This is a genomic window from Caproicibacter fermentans (assembly GCF_009746625.1).
Taxonomy (GTDB): domain Bacteria; phylum Bacillota; class Clostridia; order Oscillospirales; family Acutalibacteraceae; genus Caproicibacter; species Caproicibacter fermentans.
Genome location: NZ_VWXL01000095.1, coordinates 23,964 through 41,010, shown reverse-complemented (window position 1 = coordinate 41,010; position 17,047 = coordinate 23,964). Strand labels below are relative to the sequence as shown.

Genomic DNA, 17,047 nt, shown 5'->3' with positions numbered 1-17,047 from the left:
ATAATATGTGAAAATTTGTAATTCATTTTCATAAGTTTTTCTCACTCATTTCATTATAGCTTTTTCCATCTCTTTTTCAATGGGAAAAAGCTACAAGAAAGCATTATAATTATTGATATAGCCATACCCCATAGAAAGTGCATAATACTTGTACAAAATGAACATGAAAATTTTCATATTCATTTCTTTTAAATTAGTGTGTGAATTATCGAGAAAATTGCCGGTTGTATTCAGGAAAAAATCCGTATATAATTTCATATGTACCGAAAGAAAGCCAAGGGCAAGACGACAGCAAGTTCTGCAGAGCAATTCATACTATATGAAAATATTTGCATATTATACCAATACAATGTTGCAACTCCGTCAGGAAACACTACCTAGGTAAGTTCTCCCTTTTACTCTGCAAGCTGTTAAAGAGGTGTTTGTCATGGAAAAAGATTTGTTTTTGGAAACGAAAAATTTAGAAAAGGCCTTTGACGGCATCAAAGCATTGGATGGGGTGAGCCTAAAGGTTTACTGCGGCCAGATTCAAGGACTGATTGGAGAAAACGGCTCGGGCAAGTCAACCATTTCCTCCATCATCAGCGGAATTCACACGGCCACCAAAGGCGAAATCCTGCTGCGGGGCAAGCCGTATCGTCCGCGCAGTCCGTTGGATGCCCGGGACAACCGAATTTGCATGATCGTCCAGGAAACAGGCACCATCAGCGGGCTCTCCGTCGCGGACAATCTGTTTCTCGGCGATGAAGCAATGTTCCTGCAGCACGGTTCCATCAACCGGAAAAAAATGCAGCGCGAAGCGGAGAAGTCATTGGAAAAAGTCGGTCTTTCTTTCGATGTTACCGCACCGATTGAAACCCTGAGCTTTGAAACGCGGAAGCTTGTTGAAATCGCCCGCGCACTGTATTTCGATCCCACTCTGCTGATCGTGGACGAAACCACAACGGCCCTTTCCTATGAAGGAAGATCCTTGATTCACAAAATCATGCGGGATTTAAAGGAACAGAACAAGGCGGTTCTTTTCATTTCACACGACCTGCCGGAACTGATGGAAATCTGCGACCGCTTAACGGTTCTGCGTGATGGCAAACTCATTTCCGCCTTCCGGAAAGAAGAATTTGACGAGCGCCTGATTAAGCAGACCATGGTTGGGCGTTCCATTCAGGATAACTTTTACCGCAGCGATTTTGATGCCAGCCACGGCGAAAAGCGAATGATGCAGGTCAGCCATGTGGACGCAGGACCGCTGAAGGATGTCACCTTTGATCTGCATGAAGGCGAAATTCTGGGCGTTGGGGGGCTTTCGGGAAGCGGGATGCATGAATTGGGAAAACTGTTGTATGGGATGCTTCCTCCACTGCGCGGCGAAGTCACGGTTTTGCAAGATACAAAATCAGCCGGCGGGAAGGAAATTCCGGTCCGAGTAAAAAATATTCAAACCGCCATGGAAAACGGCATCGGCTACGTTTCCAAGGACAGAGATCAGGAAACTCTCTTGCTGAACGCTTCCATCAAGGACAATTTGGTGATTTCCGCACTGGACAAACTGAAAACAGGATTTTTTATCCTTCCGCGCGCCGAAAAAGAATTCTCTCAAAAGCAGGTGGGCAGCCTGCACATCAAGTGCAGCGGCGTCAACCAGACAGTCGGCGAGCTTTCGGGGGGGAATAAGCAAAAGGTATCCTTCGGAAAGTGGATCGGAAATCAGTCCAGGATCCTGATTTTGGACAGCCCGACACGCGGCGTCGACGTAGGAGTTAAAACCACCATGTACCAGTTGATTTATCAGCTGAAAAAGCAGGGCTGCGCTATCCTGATCATCAGCGAGGAGCTGCCGGAACTGATTGGAATGAGCGACCGTGTCCTTATTATGAAGGATGGATGCGTTTCCATGGAGTTTCAACGAAGTCCGGAGCTGGTGGAATCCTCGATTATTGAATATATGATTTAGGCGGTGCGATCGTGGAAGAGAAAAATACATTAAAAAGCGGTTTCGGTTCCCGTATCCTGCACTGGATTCAGAATTACAAACAATATATTATCCAATATTTCGGGCTGATTTTCGTCATCGCGGTCTTTCTGTATCTTACGGACGGCGATCTGTTCAGTGCCCGAAATTTGGAAACGCTGATCCGTCAGCTGGTCGTGATCCTCACCATTACCTTGGGAATGGCATTTATCTATTCCCATGGGGGAATGGACATCTCCGTCGGCGCAGTGGTCGCACTGAGTTCCCTGTGCGCCACGTATGTGATGAACCTGACGGCAGGCCAGGTTTTGCCGGCAATTTTGGTGTCAATCGCTGTTTCCGTCACGTGTTATCTGTTAAACATCATAGTGACCAATCAGTTTGGTCTGATGTCCACAATCTCCTCTCTCTCCGTGATGTTCGTCGCCCGCGGAATTGTCACATACGTCAATTCCATGAGCACTGATAAAATTGAGGTGCACAATACGGCCGGCCTGGAACTGTTCCGCTCCAACACACCGTTCCTGATTGGCACAATGGCGGTTCTTTGCATCGTGATGACGGTTCTTTTCAATCTGACCAAGCTGGGCAAGCAGAACCGTGCCATTGGTGATAATCCGCTTTCTGCCATGCAGAGCGGGGTCCGTGTCAAAAAGGTTAAGGTGGAAGCTTATGTCCTGGCCGGCATCATGGTGGGGATTGCCGCCGTTTTCTCTCTGTCCAGAACCGGAAGCGTCAGCGAAAAAACCGGTTCCGGCCTGGAGATGGACGCGATTGTCGCCCTGATTCTTGGCGGAATGGCTTTGAACGGCGGGGCAAAATCCCGCATCAGCAGTGCAATCATCGGCAGTTTTACGTATGTGTTACTGAACAACGGGTTGGTTATGGCAGGGGTAGACACGCAGGTGGTCTCTTTGATTAAGGGCATCATTTTCCTGATTGTCGTATTCCTCACCATCCGTCAGCCAAAGTCTAAAAAGGTTCTGCCTCGTTAATTTATTTTTCACGGCGGAAAACACCGCCTGCAGATAAAATAAAACCAGTAAGGAAAGGAAATAAAAATGAAAATGAAAAAACTGACTGCTTACCTTCTGGCAGCGATAACAATTTTTACTCTGACGTTTTCCATGACCGGATGCTCCAGTAACAACGGGTCTGCAGACAGCTCGGCGTCCACTCAAAAACCAGTTAAAATCGGCGTAATTCTTTACAATTATACAGACATACAGGGAAAAGAAATTAAATCCTACGCCTCCTATCTGGAGCAGAACTTTAACGTAAAGTTTGAGTATGCAACCGTGGGCCAAAGCGAAGACCAGCACATCAGCGGCCTGGAAAATCTGTTGAATAAGGGCGTAGACGCCGTGATCAGCGGCTATGACACCGCACTTGACAACAGCATCAAGATGTGCGAAGAAAGGGGCGTCTATTACGGAGTCGCGCTCGGCGATATTCAAAGCTCCTATAAGGGAAACAGCAAGTACTTTGTGGGCGGACTGAAGCAGTTCAACGGCGACCCTGAAAAATTTGGAGAAACCTATGCTGAAATTGCCAATCAAAAGGGCCTGAAGCACATCGGGGTCATTTCCTTCCCGGCTTTCACCTTTGTGGACGGAACCAAAATCGCCGACGGCTTCAAGAAAAAGATGTCGCAGCTGGACCCCAGCGCGGAAGTCTACGATATGGAAACTTTCATGTACACCCCTGACCTTGCCAAAGCGGCTGTGACCAACGTTTTCACGAAGCACAGCAACGTCGACTCGATTCTTGGGCTCGGTTCCGGAATGGATATGATTTACCCCGCCATCAAGGACAGCACAAAGCCAAGCACCAAAATCCTTTCGCTGGGCTACAACGATTCTACAATGGCTGCGATCAAAGGCGGCAGCGTCGTTGCGGCCGGGACAAACAATTACAGCCAGATCGTGGCCAATATGTTCGCTCAGCTATATGACCGCGTCAACGGAAAAAGCTACAGTGATTGGAGCCTGAACGGCACGGTCAGCTACCCGATTGTCACCAATGAACAGGAAGTCACCGATTTCCAGAACTACGTCATTCCGGCCGACAAGTCCAAAGGAAGCGTTACGGCGGACGAGCTGAAAAAAGTGATGAAAACTTTCAATTCAAACGCAACATGGAAAGACCTGAATATATTGACCAACCGCTCTCTTGCGGAAATCAAGGCGGCAAGAAAAGCGCTATAACGCAGAAAAGCAAAGCCGCGCGGTTCACAACGGTTGAGCTGTGCGGCTCTCTTTTCAGGGAAACCGGAAAGGTCTGATTGAGATCATGAAATACAAGATTATGAAACAACTGCTGCGTCTGATGAAAACATTCTCTTTTCCCTTTCTGATGTATGCGGTCATTTTGCTGGTTTCGCTTGGCGCACAAAAAACCGGGTATTGGAGCGGCAACGCATTTGATATTATCATTCGGGGCAGTGTTGTGTCTACCATCATTGCTTTTGCGATCGCGCTTCCGCTTTCTGGAGCGCGGTGGGACTTCGCCGCCGGAACCATCGTCATTCTGTCCGGCATTCTGGGCAGCAACCTTGCCTCCATGCTTGGTCTGAATGCGGTTCTGATGCTGCTTTTAACCGTAGCCATCGGCACTCTGCTGGCTATGCTGGAGGGAGTTCTGTACCTGTTCCTCCGCGTTCCTACCATCATTGTTTCGCTCGGTGTGGTGATGATCTATGAAGCGCTCAGCGGTCTGGTTTTTGATGGTTCCGGCGCCAATATGTTTATGGATACCAAGCTCACTATATTTGCGAAGGCGCCGTACTGCTATCTCATTCTGGCTATTGTCCTCGGCGTCTACTATTTTCTCCTTACCGACACAAAATTCGGCTACGATACCCGTTCCCTCGGCATCAATGCACAGCTCGCGGTAAATAACGGCGTCAATGAAAAGAAAAATATCATCCAGACCTATTTGCTGGTGGGCGCAACCCTTGGGGTGGCGGCCGTGCTGAACGCTTCCACCGTTTCGGTTAGCCCTGCCTCAAATCTGGGCTCCACCTCTATTATGTTCTCCTCCATGGGGCCCGTTCTTGTGGGGCTTTATCTGGCCCGCTTCTCAAATCTGCCGCTGGGGATTTTCTCCGGGGCAATCGGAATGAACGCGCTGACTTACGGGATGGTCGTTCTTGGAATCGACGGCTCCGTCCAAACAATTATCCTCGGCGCCTTTATTGTGATCTTTATGGGGTACACCACCAATCAGGAAAAGCTGCATGCGTTTTCTCAGCGGATGTTCCACCGTTCCGGCATTGTTTCAGCATAGCAAAGGAGTACGGCAATGAATATTGAAAACTTAAAACAGAATCCTTTTTTCCTAACAGATGACGATGTGAATTGGGTTGAAAGCACATTAAAGGCAATGACGGACGATGAAAAAATCGGGCAGTTGTTCTTCATGGTAGGATACCGTCAGGACGAGGAGTTTCTGACCCATCTTTCCAAAGATCTCGGCGTGGGCGGATTGATGTGCCGTCCCATGGATAAGGACAGCGTGATTGCCGCAATAACAACTCTGCAGCGAAACAGCCGCATTCCCATGCTGATTGCAGCAAACCTGGAAAACGGCGGGAAAGGCATTGTACAGGAGGGGACTCGAATCGCCTCCAATATGGCGGTAGCCGCGACAGGCGACCCCGATTATGCTTATCAGCTTGGAAAAATCTGCGCGGAGGAAGGCAAAAGCGTCGGCGCTAATTTCGCCTTTGCCCCTGTGATCGACATTGATTACAATTTCCGCAACCCAATCACCAACACGCGCACCTTCGGCAGTGACCCCGACATGGTGCTCCGCTGTGGAGAAGCGTATCTGAAGGGCTGCCAGGAGCAGGATGTCTGCGTTTCCATCAAGCATTTTCCCGGTGACGGAACCGATGAACGGGACCAGCACCTTGTCACCTCCATCAATTCCCTCTCCCCGGAGGAATGGGAAGCGACCTACGGCAGGAATTACCGCTATTTGGTCGACCACGGGGCCAAGGCTGTGATGGTAGGTCACATTGCGCAGCCGCAATACTCTAAAAAGCTGAACCCCTCGCTCTCGGACGCCGATATTCTTCCCGCTTCGCTTTCGCCAGAACTTCTCAAGGGACTTCTGCGCGGGAGCATGGGTTTTAACGGACTGATTTTGACCGACGCGACCACGATGGCCGGGTTCGCCATGGCTATGCCGCGCGATCAGGCGGTTCCAAAAGCGATTGAAAACGGATGCGACATGTTTCTCTTCACCAAGAATCTGGAGGAAGACGTCGGTTTTATGCGAAAGGGCTTTCAAGACGGGCTTCTAAGCCGGGAAAGGCTGGAGGAAGCCGTCCGCAGGATTCTTGCGCTGAAAGCCTCGCTGGGTCTTCATAAAAAGGACAACATTCCGGACGCTAAGGCTGCGGAACGTGTGCTAGGCTGCAACGAGCACCGTCAAGCGGCGCGTGAGATCGCCGACCGCTCCATCACGCTTGTGAAGGAACAGCCGGGGCTGCTTCCTCTTTCTCCCGAAAAGCAGAAACGCGTTCTTCTGTATGACATTGAGGGCGAAGCAAACGCAATCGGCTACTCCAGAGAGTCGGGCCTGACAGGCCAATTACGCGGGCTGCTTGAAAAAGAGGGATTTACGGTAACCCTCTTCCACGCTGACGGCGTTTATGAAGGGCACCAGTCATCCTATTCAAAAATGCGTGAGGATTACGATCTGATCCTTTACCTTTGCAGCCTTGCCACCAAATCAAATCAAACCGTTGTGCGGATTGAATGGCAGAATCCCATGGGCCTGAACGTACCAATCTACTTTAAGTCCATTCCAACCGTTTTTATTTCGGTAGAAAACCCGTATCATCTGCTGGACGTGCCGCGTGTACCGACATACATCAATACATACGGCGTGAACGACTATACCCTGGAGCTACTGGTAGATAAGCTTTTGGGGCGTTCCGAGTTTGTCGGGAAAAGTCCTGTGGACCCCTTCTGCGGGAAATGGGACACAAAGCTTTAAAGGAGATATTAAATGAAAAATTTTGTTTTTCCGGTGTCCGACAGCAGCGACGCCAAACTGACCGCGAACATTCTGGATGACGGGGAATTTGCCAAAAAAGGCATCCGTCGCCCGGCTGTTGTGGTGTGCCCGGGGGGCGGGTATACTATGATTTCGAAAAACGAAGGCGAGCCCGTTGCCTTGGCATTTGCGGCAAAGGGATACCACACTTTCGTACTCGAATACTCCGTCAAAATTGATCACCCGTTCCCCACTGCCCTGAAAGAGCTTGCCGGGGCGATGAATATTATCCGCCAAAACGCGGAGGATTGGCTGCTCGACAGTAACAATATCGCGGTAATCGGGTTTTCCGCCGGCGGGAATCTGGCGCTCTCTCTGGGCATCTATTTCAATCAGCCTCTCCTCACCGACGAGATGGGTCTGACGGAAGATCAAATCCGCCCGAATCATATTATATTAGGTTATCCCGCCATAACCCTGATTCCCCAAAACAGGGAAACTCCTGAATTCGTACTGGAAATGATGGAGCAGGGCCTGATTCCGGATTTTCGCGGCCCAAGTATCCAGGAAATCATGATTGGGCACGAAAATATAACGCAGGAGGAAGCCGCATCCCTGAACCTGATTCCTAAAATCCATAAAAAAGTGCCTCGCACATTCGTCTGGGGCACCTATGAAGACAGCCTGATCCCTCCCACGGATCTGTTAGGGCTTGCCACCGCGCTCCATTCGGTTCGTGTCCCCTGTGAACTGCATCTGTTTGAAAAAGGGCCGCATGGAATGTCTCTTTGTGATGAAAACACGAAAAGTGAGGCGGAAATCAAAGGGCTAAGCATCCCCTACTGGCTCCCTCTTAGTCTGAAATGGCTGAAACAGGGAATGGCAGAAAGGACGCAGAAATCTTGAAATCCGTTATTTTCGATCTGGACGGCGTGATTGTATCCACCGACGACCTGCATTTTCAGGCTTGGAAGTCCATGGCGGACCGGAATGGAATTCCCTTTGACCGGCAGATCAACAATCTGCTCCGCGGCGTTTCCCGCGCCGAATCTCTGGAAATCATCCTGCGAAAGTCGGAAAAGTCTTACAGCGAACAGCAAAAACAAGAATTGATGCAGTACAAAAACGACATCTATGTAAAGCTGCTCGATAATCTGAAGCATTCGGATATTTTACCCGGAGTGGTGGAACTGATCAACCGCCTGAAAAAAGCCGGTGTAAAAATCGCGATCGGAAGCAGCAGCAAAAACACCAGGAAGATTCTTCAAAAAATCGGTCTTGAAACCGTTTTTGACGCGATTGCGGACGGAACTGAAATTCAGCATTCCAAACCGGACCCCGAGGTATTTCTTGTCGCTGCCCGAAAACTCGAAACAAAACCAGAGAACTGTGTTGTCGTGGAAGATGCGGTTGCAGGAATTGAGGCGGCGAAAGCGGGAAACATGACGGCAATCGCAATCGGCGACGCAGCGAGCTCCTCTCTTGCGGATTACCGGGTCAATACTATGATGCAGATTGCTGAAATTCTTAATTTGGAATGATGCCATAAAAATTCGGTTTGCCACTTTTCCTCCCTTGCCCCTAGGATACTCCCCATTTGGACCAATATGCAAAAAACAGACCCGAAAAGCTGGCATACATGCTGCTTTTCGGGCTTTTTACTTGGAGCGGTAAAGTCAAGAATCGTGCAGAGTATGAACAAGCCAGACTGCCGGTATGGATTTAAATACGATTGCAACAAGTCATAATGTACCGGAACACGATGCTTTTAGCCAAAGCAGCCCGAAGCGTGATCACCGTAAACCTTGCGCTTCTGGAGCCATTCCGGCAGCGTGTAGTAGGCCGCACCGAGTTGCGCGGCTGCCTGCTTGGTCCCAATTTCATCTGAAATTTTTACCGTATGAAAACCGTCTGTCATGACTTTTCTGATAACCAGAGACGTCCTTAAAAAAATGGCTCACGACTCAAGGAAAAACATGGTTTTGACTGGAATCGCACTCTTACTGAAAATATGGGTTCTGCGAGGGATGATCAAATTTATTTTAATAATTTTCGACTGAAGCGAAAAAACTATTAAAAATTCATTATACTTATATTGTTAAAATATTAACATGAAGGAGCGATAATAAATGCTGGCTTTAATGAGAGCACCGTCAAAATATGTTCAGGGCCCCGATGCTTTACTCGAACTGTATGATCATGTGAAAGATTTGGGCACATCCATCCTTTTTATATGCAGCAAAAGCGGCTATAAGGCAGCACGGCCCAAAATTGAAAAGAGCTTCGCAGGCAAAAATGCATCCATAAAATTTGAGATTTTTGGCGGCATCAGTTCAGTCGGCGAGATCGCTAAAATGCAAAAGATTGCAAAAGAAAACAAGGTTGGTGTAATCTGCGCGATTGGCGGCGGCAGCGCAATTGACACAGCGAAAGCCACAGCTTATTACGAAGGACTTCCGGTTGTAATTATTCCGACCGTATGTGCTACGGATGCCCCGTGCACCGGCCTTTCCGTAATTTACAACGACGATGGGTCCTTTGCAAAGTATATCTTCTATCCCAAAAATCCGGATGCGGTCATTGTTGACTCTTCTATTATTGTAAAAGCGCCGGTTCGTTTTCTCGTCTCTGGCATGGGCGATGCATTGGGAACTTATTTCGAAGCTAGAATGTGTCAGAAAACGAATTCTCCCAGTTTAGAAAACGGCGGCATCACAAAATCCGCCATGGCACTTTGTAAGCTCTGCTACAACACCCTCCTTGAGGACGGTTTCAAGGCGAAAAAATCCGCTGAACTCGGTATCCTCACTCCGGCAGTTGAGGCTATTATTGAAGCCAACACCTATTTAAGCGGTGTAGGTGCAGATAACGGCGGCCTTGCAACTTCTCACTCCGTCTACAATGGTTTTACCGCACTGGAAGAATGCGAAAAAACAATGCACGGGGAACTGGTCGCGTTCGGAACGGTTGTGCAGCTCGTTTTGGAAGACGCTCCCATGGAAGAAATCGAAGAGGTGATGGACTTCTGTGTTTCCGTCGGTCTGCCGGTTACGCTGAAGGAGGTTGGCGTGACCGACCCCTCCAGAGTAATGATTGCCGCGGAAAAGGCATGCGCTTCGGGGGAATCCATTCACAACATGCTGGGTGATGTTACTCCGGAACAGCTTTATGCCGCTGTTCTGGCCGCTGACGCTCTCGGCAAGGATTATATCGGCGAATAACAAAGGAAAACGTACAGTAAGAAGCCCGGAAAGCTGGCATTCATGCCGTTTTCCGGGCTTCTGCCTTGCGTCTTTTGCTAATTGAGCTGCAGAGTAAAAACATAGGTGTAGCAGAATTGCAAACACTTTTTGCAGGTTCCTTCTTGTGTTGCTGACCGTGATAAAAAATGATATAATTTAAAAAAATTTTAAGGTGATTCGATTGTTTTGTAATATTGGCAATGCAAATATCTATTATGAAGTGATTGGCAATGGAAAACCTATTGTTATGCTTCATGGTTTTTCACCGGACCATAGGCTGATGACAGGATGTATGGAACCCATATTTCGGGAGCATGAAGGATATAAACGCATTTATTTGGATTTGCCCGGCATGGGAAAATCTAATTCTCCCTCTTGGATCATCAGTACAGATGATATGCTGAAAGCAGTTATAACCAGCATCAAACGCATAATCCCAAACCAAAATTTTTTGCTTGCGGGCCAGTCTTATGGCGGCTATCTTGCCCGGGGAATCATTCACAAGATGAAGAATCAGGTAGATGGACTCCTTTTGATTTGTCCCGTTGTCATTGCAGAAAACACTCAAAGAGACTGTCCAGAAGATACGGTTGCCTATCGTGATGAAAAATTTCTTTCCAGTCTTTCACCGGATGAAGCAAAGGAATTTTGTGAAATGGGTGTAATACAAAACGAGTACACTTTTCACAGATACCAAAATGAAATTGCAGTGGGATTAAGCATTGCAAATGAGCCCTTTCTTAAAAGACTTCGGAAAAAATATTCATTTTCTTTTGAGGTTGACGACCCGTTCTATGCCAAATTCCAAAGGACTACTCTTATGATTGCCGGGCGGCAGGATTCCTGTGTTGGTTATCGTGATTTATTTAAAATCATTGAAAATTATCCAAAAGCGTCATTGGCTATTTTAAACAACGCGGGGCATAATCTGCAAATTGAACAGCCGGAGGTATTCAGTCACCTTGTTAGCGAGTGGCTTAAACAATTAACGTGCTAAATCATAGATAAAACCGGTTTTCAAATCCAGTTGCGATGCCCAATGCTTAATCATACTAATTTATCTCACCATTTACAGGATTTATATCCATAGACGTATAAACAACATCTTAATCAAGGCCAAGAAAGGCTTTGAAACAAGCACAGCCTTGACCAGTATCCGGCGAATGTTTGTGCTTTTATCGTACCAATGCGAAGACTGATTAGAGATATTCGTCAGCTTTGTCTGAATATATTTTCTTTAAGGTCATTTTTACTCCGCTTTTCGCTATAAGAGTGAAATCAGGCTGAGCCCCGTGTTCCGATCAAGCGTCCGATCTGGAAAAGGCGTTCTTCATCTGGCTGCTCAACTCAAAGAGGACTTTGTCCAGTGTATCAGCGGTTTCTTTTTTCAACATGTCCGCGACTTTTTGATTGGCCTGTTCCCGAAGGGCGGTTCGCTTGGCAAGATCTGCTTCCCGCCGGAGCTTTTCATCATATTGGTTGATCAGCTCATGCCCTTTGGATTGCACGGCAAGCTGATATCGTTCAATATGAAACACGGATTTCCCATAAGAAGCGTCCGCCATAGCGGCGATCATGCGGCTGGACCAATAGAAATTGTCGGTTGAAACTTCCTTTGTCGTATTGGCAAGATAGTCCGGTGTTGCGGACACATTGGCGTAAAAAGGTGCCAGTACATTGAAGGTGTTGGACGCAAAAGCGATCCATTCTACCGAGCGGAACTCCTCCGGGACGTCCGGGCGAATCTGGATCAACGCCATAAAGTCATTCCTGTTAATACCGATCGGGCGGAAGACGCCTTTCATCGCTGGATCGCCATATCTTTCATAGGGGTCGTACGGCGTTCCCTGATAATGAGAGGACAGTGCATATTTTACATCCTCCGGCGTGATCTTCTTCTCCGGCACCATGCACCAGGGCAGATCATCGGAACGCGGCGTGAAATTCGCATCCGGACCGTCCCATACTTTGGTGTGCGGGTTAAAATACCGCAGCATATACCAGGCGCGCGGCGTGTTGTAAACATGATCCGCGTCATTGTGACTTCCAAAAGCGTCTCTCGGATTAAGGTCTCTGTTCAGCGATAAATCCAAATGGTTCTTTTCAATGAACTCCTTCATATCTGACGAACACATATAGTCTTTCTCTTCGGTAACTGCATCTTCCAAATCAAGCCGGTCAAGTCCCAGCTGATTCGGCATCACGACATAAACATCATCCGGCACCTTTCTGGCGATCCAGTGATGGCCGCCGATGGTCTCCATCCACCAGATTTCATTGGCATCCTGAAAGGCAATACCATTCATCTCGTAGGTACCGTGCTTCTCCAGCAGGCCGCCCAGCCTCTTAACCCCTTCTCGGGCACTGTGAATGTAAGGAAGTACAATAGAAACGATATCCTCCTCGCCGATGCCGCCGGCTGTTTCAGGCTGCCCGTCCTGCGCCGGATGATACTTGACCAGCGGATCCGCTCCAAGCACTCTCGGATTGGAAGTAATGGTTTCCGTGGCTGTCATGCCTACATTTGCCTCATTCACGCCGCTGGCTGCCCAAATGCCATCGCCTTCTGCGGCATTCGGTACCGCCGTAAACCGCATGGGATTTTGGGGCAGTTCGATTACCACATGGGAAAGCACTGATTTGTAGGCTGCCGATTGGTCTCCGGGATGGATCGTTACGAATTTTTTAGCGGTAAAATGACCGGAACCGGAATCATCGTTCCGTGCGATCATGGTAGAACCGTCATAGGATGCTTTTTTTCCAACCAGAATCGTTGTACAAGCCATAAATATGTCCTCACCGTTATAAAGTAGTAGTATTTTGAGCCCCTCTCCAAGGGCTTGAAATCGGAACGCTGCTTTCGATTTAATGGGAACTGGTCCTCACCGCCGCAGGCCTGCTGAACTGCAAAGCTTTAAAAAAGTCTGCGCTGAGGGCCGGCCGGCTTTGCTGTTTCTATTTTAACCGCAATTTGAATGTTTGGGTAGTACTTTTTTCATTTCCGCCTAAAAAACTCGTAGTTGTGATTCTTTAACCGGAAAACCAAAACGCTTTTCCCATAGCCTTCTGCTAACCGACTGCGGTTTCGTCCTCACGATAGCCTGAATAATCTGATGTTTTTACCCTTGTAGGTATAGGAATAATAGGCATTCCGATGCGTTCAAATTAGTTTTGTGGCGGGTATTGTTTTCTGTCTGAAGCGACATCTGCTGCTGTGACATGTGGATTATGATACTTTTTTCGTTTCCGTGTGAATTTTGGGAAATTGATTGCCTGTTTTGGGCAGAATGAAATACAGGCCATGCATTGGCTGCACTGGTGAAGAAAAGTTGGTTTGCCATTTTTAAAACTGATATTATGGCAGGGACAGACCTTCGCGCACAATCCGCAGGAAATGCAGTCATCCCAGACAGAAAAGTATTTATCGTTTGACGGGCAATGCTCAATAAACTTCTGCATCTTCCGTGGTGCGAGCCATCTCGTTATTGCATTGGCGTGCGGATAATTGCGAAGCTTCTTTTCAGCAACTTCTTGGGCAATGTATAAAAGCTGTTTTTCGGTTTTTGGAACGCGCTTGTCAGGATCAGGAAACGGCGGATACATAGCCACATAATTGGCAACACTGTAAACTTTCTCTCCGTAGGAAAGTGTGCAGTGTTTTTCTTGCAGCAGTTCCGCCAGTCTATCCTGACAGCCTCCATTGATCAGCCCTGGCGTAGAGACCGCAAAAATGTATGCATGCGGATTTAACTTTACCTGCTCTGCAAAATGAATCGCGTACGCCGGCATTGTCCAGTGATGTACTGGAAAAACAAAACCAATCCTCTCAGCATTTTCCGACGGGACATCCTTTGGGTCGCATCGCATGGAGATGATTTCTGTATCGCCTAGGCGTTCTGCAATAACCTGTGCCGCGCGAAGGCTGTTTCCCGTCCCTGTAAAATAGTAGATCACATTTTTCATAATATCGCCTCACAATTGCAGATGTCTCACTTGTGACATTTCATTATTTTTATTATAATGAATCTACAACAGTAATTCAAGATTTCAGGAACAAGTGCTACATCTGGCCGTTTTTGAGACACTTGAAGGAGGCCACATGAAAGATACACAAAATCCAATCGCTTTACGATCCAGGAAGTGGTTGGCGAATGCGCTTTTAGAGTTAATGAAAAGAAAACCATTTCGGGAAATCAGTATTTCAGAAATTGCGGAGAAAGCCGATTTGTCCCGCCGAACTTTTTACCGTTCTTTCTCCTCGAAAGAAGAAGTGATCTGTTTTCATCTGCAGACGATCTGGCGCACGGGAATTCTAAAGCTTGCCACTGATGAAGATCACAGCTATTCTCATACAATTCGTTGGTATCTGGAGCTTTGGAATGAACATCGGGAACTGGCTCTTTTGCTTTACCGTAATAATTTAATGTCGCTGTTATTGCAGGAGTACAACCAAATATTTCGGGAAGTGTATCTGATGCGTAAAGGCAATTATCCTCTGGCCAAAAATTCAGAGGCAATGAAATATGCTCTTTCATACAGTGCCGGGGGCCTCTTAAATGTCCTCTGGCAATGGGCAAGCGAAGGAATGCGGAAATCTCCTGAAGAAGTTGCCAATCTGTTAATGGTCGCCCTCCAACTGCCTGGTACGGAGTAATGCTGAATTGTAAATTTAAGTTTTCGTGCGGATTTTATAATTGATACAAGACAAAAAATCCATGTGCACGTTCAACTCCTGACACATGGATTGTTTAACTGTTCATTTGCTCAATTTAGATACAGGTTAAAACACTGTTTTGAATTCAAAACCATTGCTTTACAATTCACATGATTATCCTTGTATTGTTCGAAAGAGCGTAATGTGGCGGTAATGTAAAGCCATATGGATTATACGACCTTGAAAGAAGCAAGCGAAAAGCGGGCTGTTACTCCCAGAAGGATAAACGATTTCTGCACTGCCGGTCTCATTCCGGGAGCTAGAAAGATTGCGGCAATCCGGTCAATCCGAAAAAGATAAACCGTTGATAAGCGATATAAACTCAACAAACCAAGGGGGAATGAAAGCAAATGAAGCGTATTCTATTGGTTGAAGATGATTTAAGCTTAATGCAAGGTCTGTCCTTCGCAGTAAAAAAGCAGGGATACGACATAGAGATTGCCCGCACAAGCTATGAGGCAAGTGTAATATGGGCGGATGGTGAATATGATTTGGTGATTTTAGATGTTTCTCTGCCCGATGGTTCCGGCTTTGATATTTGTCAAAAAATCCGGCAGACTTCAAAGGTACCCATTATATTTTTAACTTCGGCGGACGAAGAAACCGACATTATCATGGGACTTGATATTGGCGGCGATGATTACATTACAAAGCCCTTTAAACTGGCAGTATTTATGTCAAGGGTAAACGCGCTGCTCCGCAGAAGCAATAATTTTATTCAGGAAGATTCCGAACTGTGTTCTAACAGTATCAGAATTCAACTTCTAAAAGGAGAAGTCTATAAAAAAGGTGAACCGCTTGAATTAACGGCAGGCGAATATAAGCTGTTGCGTCTTTTTATGGAAAATCCGGATATAGTACTTTCACCGGAACAGATTTTAAGCAGGTTATGGGATTGCAGCGAAAATTACGTGGACAGCAATACGCTTTCTGTATACATTCGAAGATTACGCGAAAAAATTGAAGATGATCCGGGCAGCCCCAGAAGGATAATTACCGTCCGGCGGATGGGCTATAAATGGAATTCGGCGGATTGAGGTGTACGATGAAAATACTGGCAAACAAAAGAATCAAGGCGCTCTTTTCCAGGATCCTAATGTGCATACTTGTGTTCGCGGTTGTTGCAGCAGTCTTTATGAACGTAACAGCTCAAAATACAGCGGTCTCTATTTATCTATCCTCTTTATGCATGGCCGTGGCAATCTTGATTTTCTGCTATGCGTATTTCAAAGAACAGCACGTGATTATTGAAACCGCCGCAGAACAAATTACCGATTATATCGCCGGAGATCCAGACGCCCGTATCCAGTGTGATGAGGAAGGCGAGTTATACAGACTGTTCCAGGAAGTAAATTCTTTGGTTTCCATTTTGAATGCCCACGCTGAAAACGAACTGAGAGCAAAGGAATTCTTGAAGAATACGATAGCGGATATTTCGCATCAGCTTAAAACGCCGCTCGCGGCGCTTAATGTGTATAATGGCATTTTACAGGGTGAAGCTGGGAATTCACAAACGATTCAGAAATTTACAGGTCTTTCGGAACAAGAACTGGAAAGGATAGAAACACTCGTCCAAAACCTTTTGAAAATCGCAAAACTCGATGCCGGAACAATCGTGATAGAAAAGGCTGAAGAAAACGTATCCGAAATGATGGGCGGGATTGAGAGGCACTTTGCATTTCGTGCTATGCAAGAAGAAAAGAAAATGGTTTTATCCGGTGATGAAGATATTTCTCTAATGTGCGACCGTAATTGGCTGATTGAAGCAATCGGCAATATTGTAAAAAACGCTTTTGACCATACCCAGAAAGGAAATGAAATTGATATTGAGTGGAAACAATTTGCGTCTGTGATACAAGTCATCATTAAAGACGATGGAAGCGGTATTCACCCGGAGGATTTGCACCATATTTTCAAAAGGTTCTATCGCAGCCGTTTTTTGAAAGACGCGCAGGGTGTAGGGCTCGGTTTGCCGCTTGCAAAAGCCGTGATTGAAGCGCACAACGGAACGATCGAGGTTGACAGCGAATTAGGTATCGGCACTGCTTTTACAATCAATTTTTTAATCCCTACAAAATTGTAGGATGTGCGTCATCTGACAGTAGGCTTGATGTG

General features: G+C 46.9%; 15 protein-coding genes. 13 read left to right on the top strand and 2 right to left on the bottom strand.

Translation table 11 applies throughout. From position 1 onward, the window contains the following. The first annotated feature begins 427 nt into the window (after positions 1-427). The 10 genes from CAFE_RS16025 (at position 428) to CAFE_RS15980 (ending at position 11,215) form a co-directional block, all read left to right on the top strand. Positions 428-1,951 (top strand): sugar ABC transporter ATP-binding protein, encoded by a 1,524-nt coding sequence (locus CAFE_RS16025; RefSeq protein ID WP_066645187.1) that lies wholly within the window; start codon positions 428-430, stop codon positions 1,949-1,951. Between the two features lie 11 nt (positions 1,952-1,962). Beyond that, positions 1,963-2,964, top strand: coding sequence for an ABC transporter permease (locus CAFE_RS16020; RefSeq protein WP_066645186.1), 1,002 nt, complete (start codon positions 1,963-1,965; stop codon positions 2,962-2,964). 66 nt (positions 2,965-3,030) lie between these two features. Beyond that, positions 3,031-4,176 carry a sugar ABC transporter substrate-binding protein gene (locus CAFE_RS16015; protein WP_156991183.1) on the top strand — a complete coding sequence of 382 codons (1,146 nt, stop codon included), beginning with the start codon at positions 3,031-3,033 and terminating at the stop codon, positions 4,174-4,176. Positions 4,177-4,276: 100 nt separating this feature from the next. Further along, positions 4,277-5,257: an ABC transporter permease gene (locus tag CAFE_RS16010; protein ID WP_166525164.1), complete on the top strand. Its 981-nt coding sequence runs from the start codon at positions 4,277-4,279 to the stop codon at positions 5,255-5,257. A 15-nt stretch (positions 5,258-5,272) separates the two neighbouring features. Further along, positions 5,273-6,976, top strand: coding sequence for a glycoside hydrolase family 3 protein (locus CAFE_RS16005; protein ID WP_156991182.1), 1,704 nt, complete (start codon positions 5,273-5,275; stop codon positions 6,974-6,976). A gap of 12 nt (positions 6,977-6,988) precedes the next feature. Beyond that, entirely contained in the window at positions 6,989-7,882 is an 894-nt protein-coding gene (locus CAFE_RS16000) for an alpha/beta hydrolase (protein WP_066645181.1), read from the top strand. Further along, the gene (gene pgmB, locus CAFE_RS15995) at positions 7,879-8,517 is read left to right on the top strand and encodes a beta-phosphoglucomutase (RefSeq protein ID WP_066645180.1); all 639 of its coding nucleotides are present in this window, start codon (positions 7,879-7,881) and stop codon (positions 8,515-8,517) included. The genes CAFE_RS16000 and pgmB overlap by 4 nt, the downstream gene beginning before the upstream one ends. A 191-nt stretch (positions 8,518-8,708) precedes the next feature. Further along, entirely contained in the window at positions 8,709-8,864 is a 156-nt protein-coding gene (locus CAFE_RS15990) for a hypothetical protein (protein WP_156991181.1), read from the top strand. 241 nt (positions 8,865-9,105) lie between these two features. Continuing rightward, positions 9,106-10,197, top strand: a complete 1,092-nt coding sequence (locus tag CAFE_RS15985) for a glycerol dehydrogenase (RefSeq protein ID WP_156991180.1) — start codon at positions 9,106-9,108, stop codon at positions 10,195-10,197. 202 nt (positions 10,198-10,399) lie between these two features. Next, positions 10,400-11,215 (top strand): alpha/beta fold hydrolase, encoded by an 816-nt coding sequence (locus CAFE_RS15980; RefSeq protein WP_156991179.1) that lies wholly within the window; start codon positions 10,400-10,402, stop codon positions 11,213-11,215. 304 nt (positions 11,216-11,519) lie between these two features. Here the strand turns inward: CAFE_RS15980 and CAFE_RS15975 are convergent, their stop codons facing one another. Both CAFE_RS15975 and CAFE_RS15970 read right to left on the bottom strand, forming a co-directional pair. Next, positions 11,520-13,004, bottom strand: coding sequence for a C69 family dipeptidase (locus CAFE_RS15975; protein ID WP_156991178.1), 1,485 nt, complete (start codon positions 13,002-13,004; stop codon positions 11,520-11,522). A 379-nt stretch (positions 13,005-13,383) separates the two neighbouring features. Beyond that, on the bottom strand, positions 13,384-14,181 hold the full coding sequence (locus tag CAFE_RS15970; RefSeq protein WP_156991177.1) for an EFR1 family ferrodoxin: 798 nt from the start codon (positions 14,179-14,181) through the stop codon (positions 13,384-13,386). Positions 14,182-14,317: 136 nt separating this feature from the next. Here CAFE_RS15970 and CAFE_RS15965 point away from each other — a divergent pair, with 136 nt between their 5' ends. From CAFE_RS15965 to CAFE_RS15955, 3 genes are all read left to right on the top strand, one after another. After that, positions 14,318-14,872: a TetR/AcrR family transcriptional regulator gene (locus CAFE_RS15965; RefSeq protein WP_066645167.1), complete on the top strand. Its 555-nt coding sequence runs from the start codon at positions 14,318-14,320 to the stop codon at positions 14,870-14,872. 410 nt (positions 14,873-15,282) lie between these two features. Next, positions 15,283-15,969, top strand: a complete 687-nt coding sequence (locus CAFE_RS15960; protein WP_156991176.1) for a response regulator transcription factor — start codon at positions 15,283-15,285, stop codon at positions 15,967-15,969. A gap of 8 nt (positions 15,970-15,977) precedes the next feature. After that, a complete protein-coding gene (locus tag CAFE_RS15955; protein WP_156991175.1) occupies positions 15,978-17,015 on the top strand; it encodes a sensor histidine kinase in 1,038 nt (345 codons plus the stop codon). The last annotated feature ends 32 nt before the right edge of the window (positions 17,016-17,047 follow it).

Coding starts and splice junctions, on each gene's coding strand:
- CAFE_RS16025 (WP_066645187.1), top strand. CDS start 428: ATGGAAAAAGATTTGTTTTTGGAAACGAAAAATTTAGAAAAGGCCTTT.
- CAFE_RS16015 (WP_156991183.1), top strand. CDS start 3,031: ATGAAAATGAAAAAACTGACTGCTTACCTTCTGGCAGCGATAACAATT.
- CAFE_RS16010 (WP_166525164.1), top strand. CDS start 4,277: ATGAAACAACTGCTGCGTCTGATGAAAACATTCTCTTTTCCCTTTCTG.
- CAFE_RS16005 (WP_156991182.1), top strand. CDS start 5,273: ATGAATATTGAAAACTTAAAACAGAATCCTTTTTTCCTAACAGATGAC.
- CAFE_RS16000 (WP_066645181.1), top strand. CDS start 6,989: ATGAAAAATTTTGTTTTTCCGGTGTCCGACAGCAGCGACGCCAAACTG.
- CAFE_RS15985 (WP_156991180.1), top strand. CDS start 9,106: ATGCTGGCTTTAATGAGAGCACCGTCAAAATATGTTCAGGGCCCCGAT.
- CAFE_RS15975 (WP_156991178.1), bottom strand. CDS start 13,004: ATGGCTTGTACAACGATTCTGGTTGGAAAAAAAGCATCCTATGACGGT.
- CAFE_RS15970 (WP_156991177.1), bottom strand. CDS start 14,181: ATGAAAAATGTGATCTACTATTTTACAGGGACGGGAAACAGCCTTCGC.
- CAFE_RS15965 (WP_066645167.1), top strand. CDS start 14,318: ATGAAAGATACACAAAATCCAATCGCTTTACGATCCAGGAAGTGGTTG.
- CAFE_RS15960 (WP_156991176.1), top strand. CDS start 15,283: ATGAAGCGTATTCTATTGGTTGAAGATGATTTAAGCTTAATGCAAGGT.
- CAFE_RS15955 (WP_156991175.1), top strand. CDS start 15,978: ATGAAAATACTGGCAAACAAAAGAATCAAGGCGCTCTTTTCCAGGATC.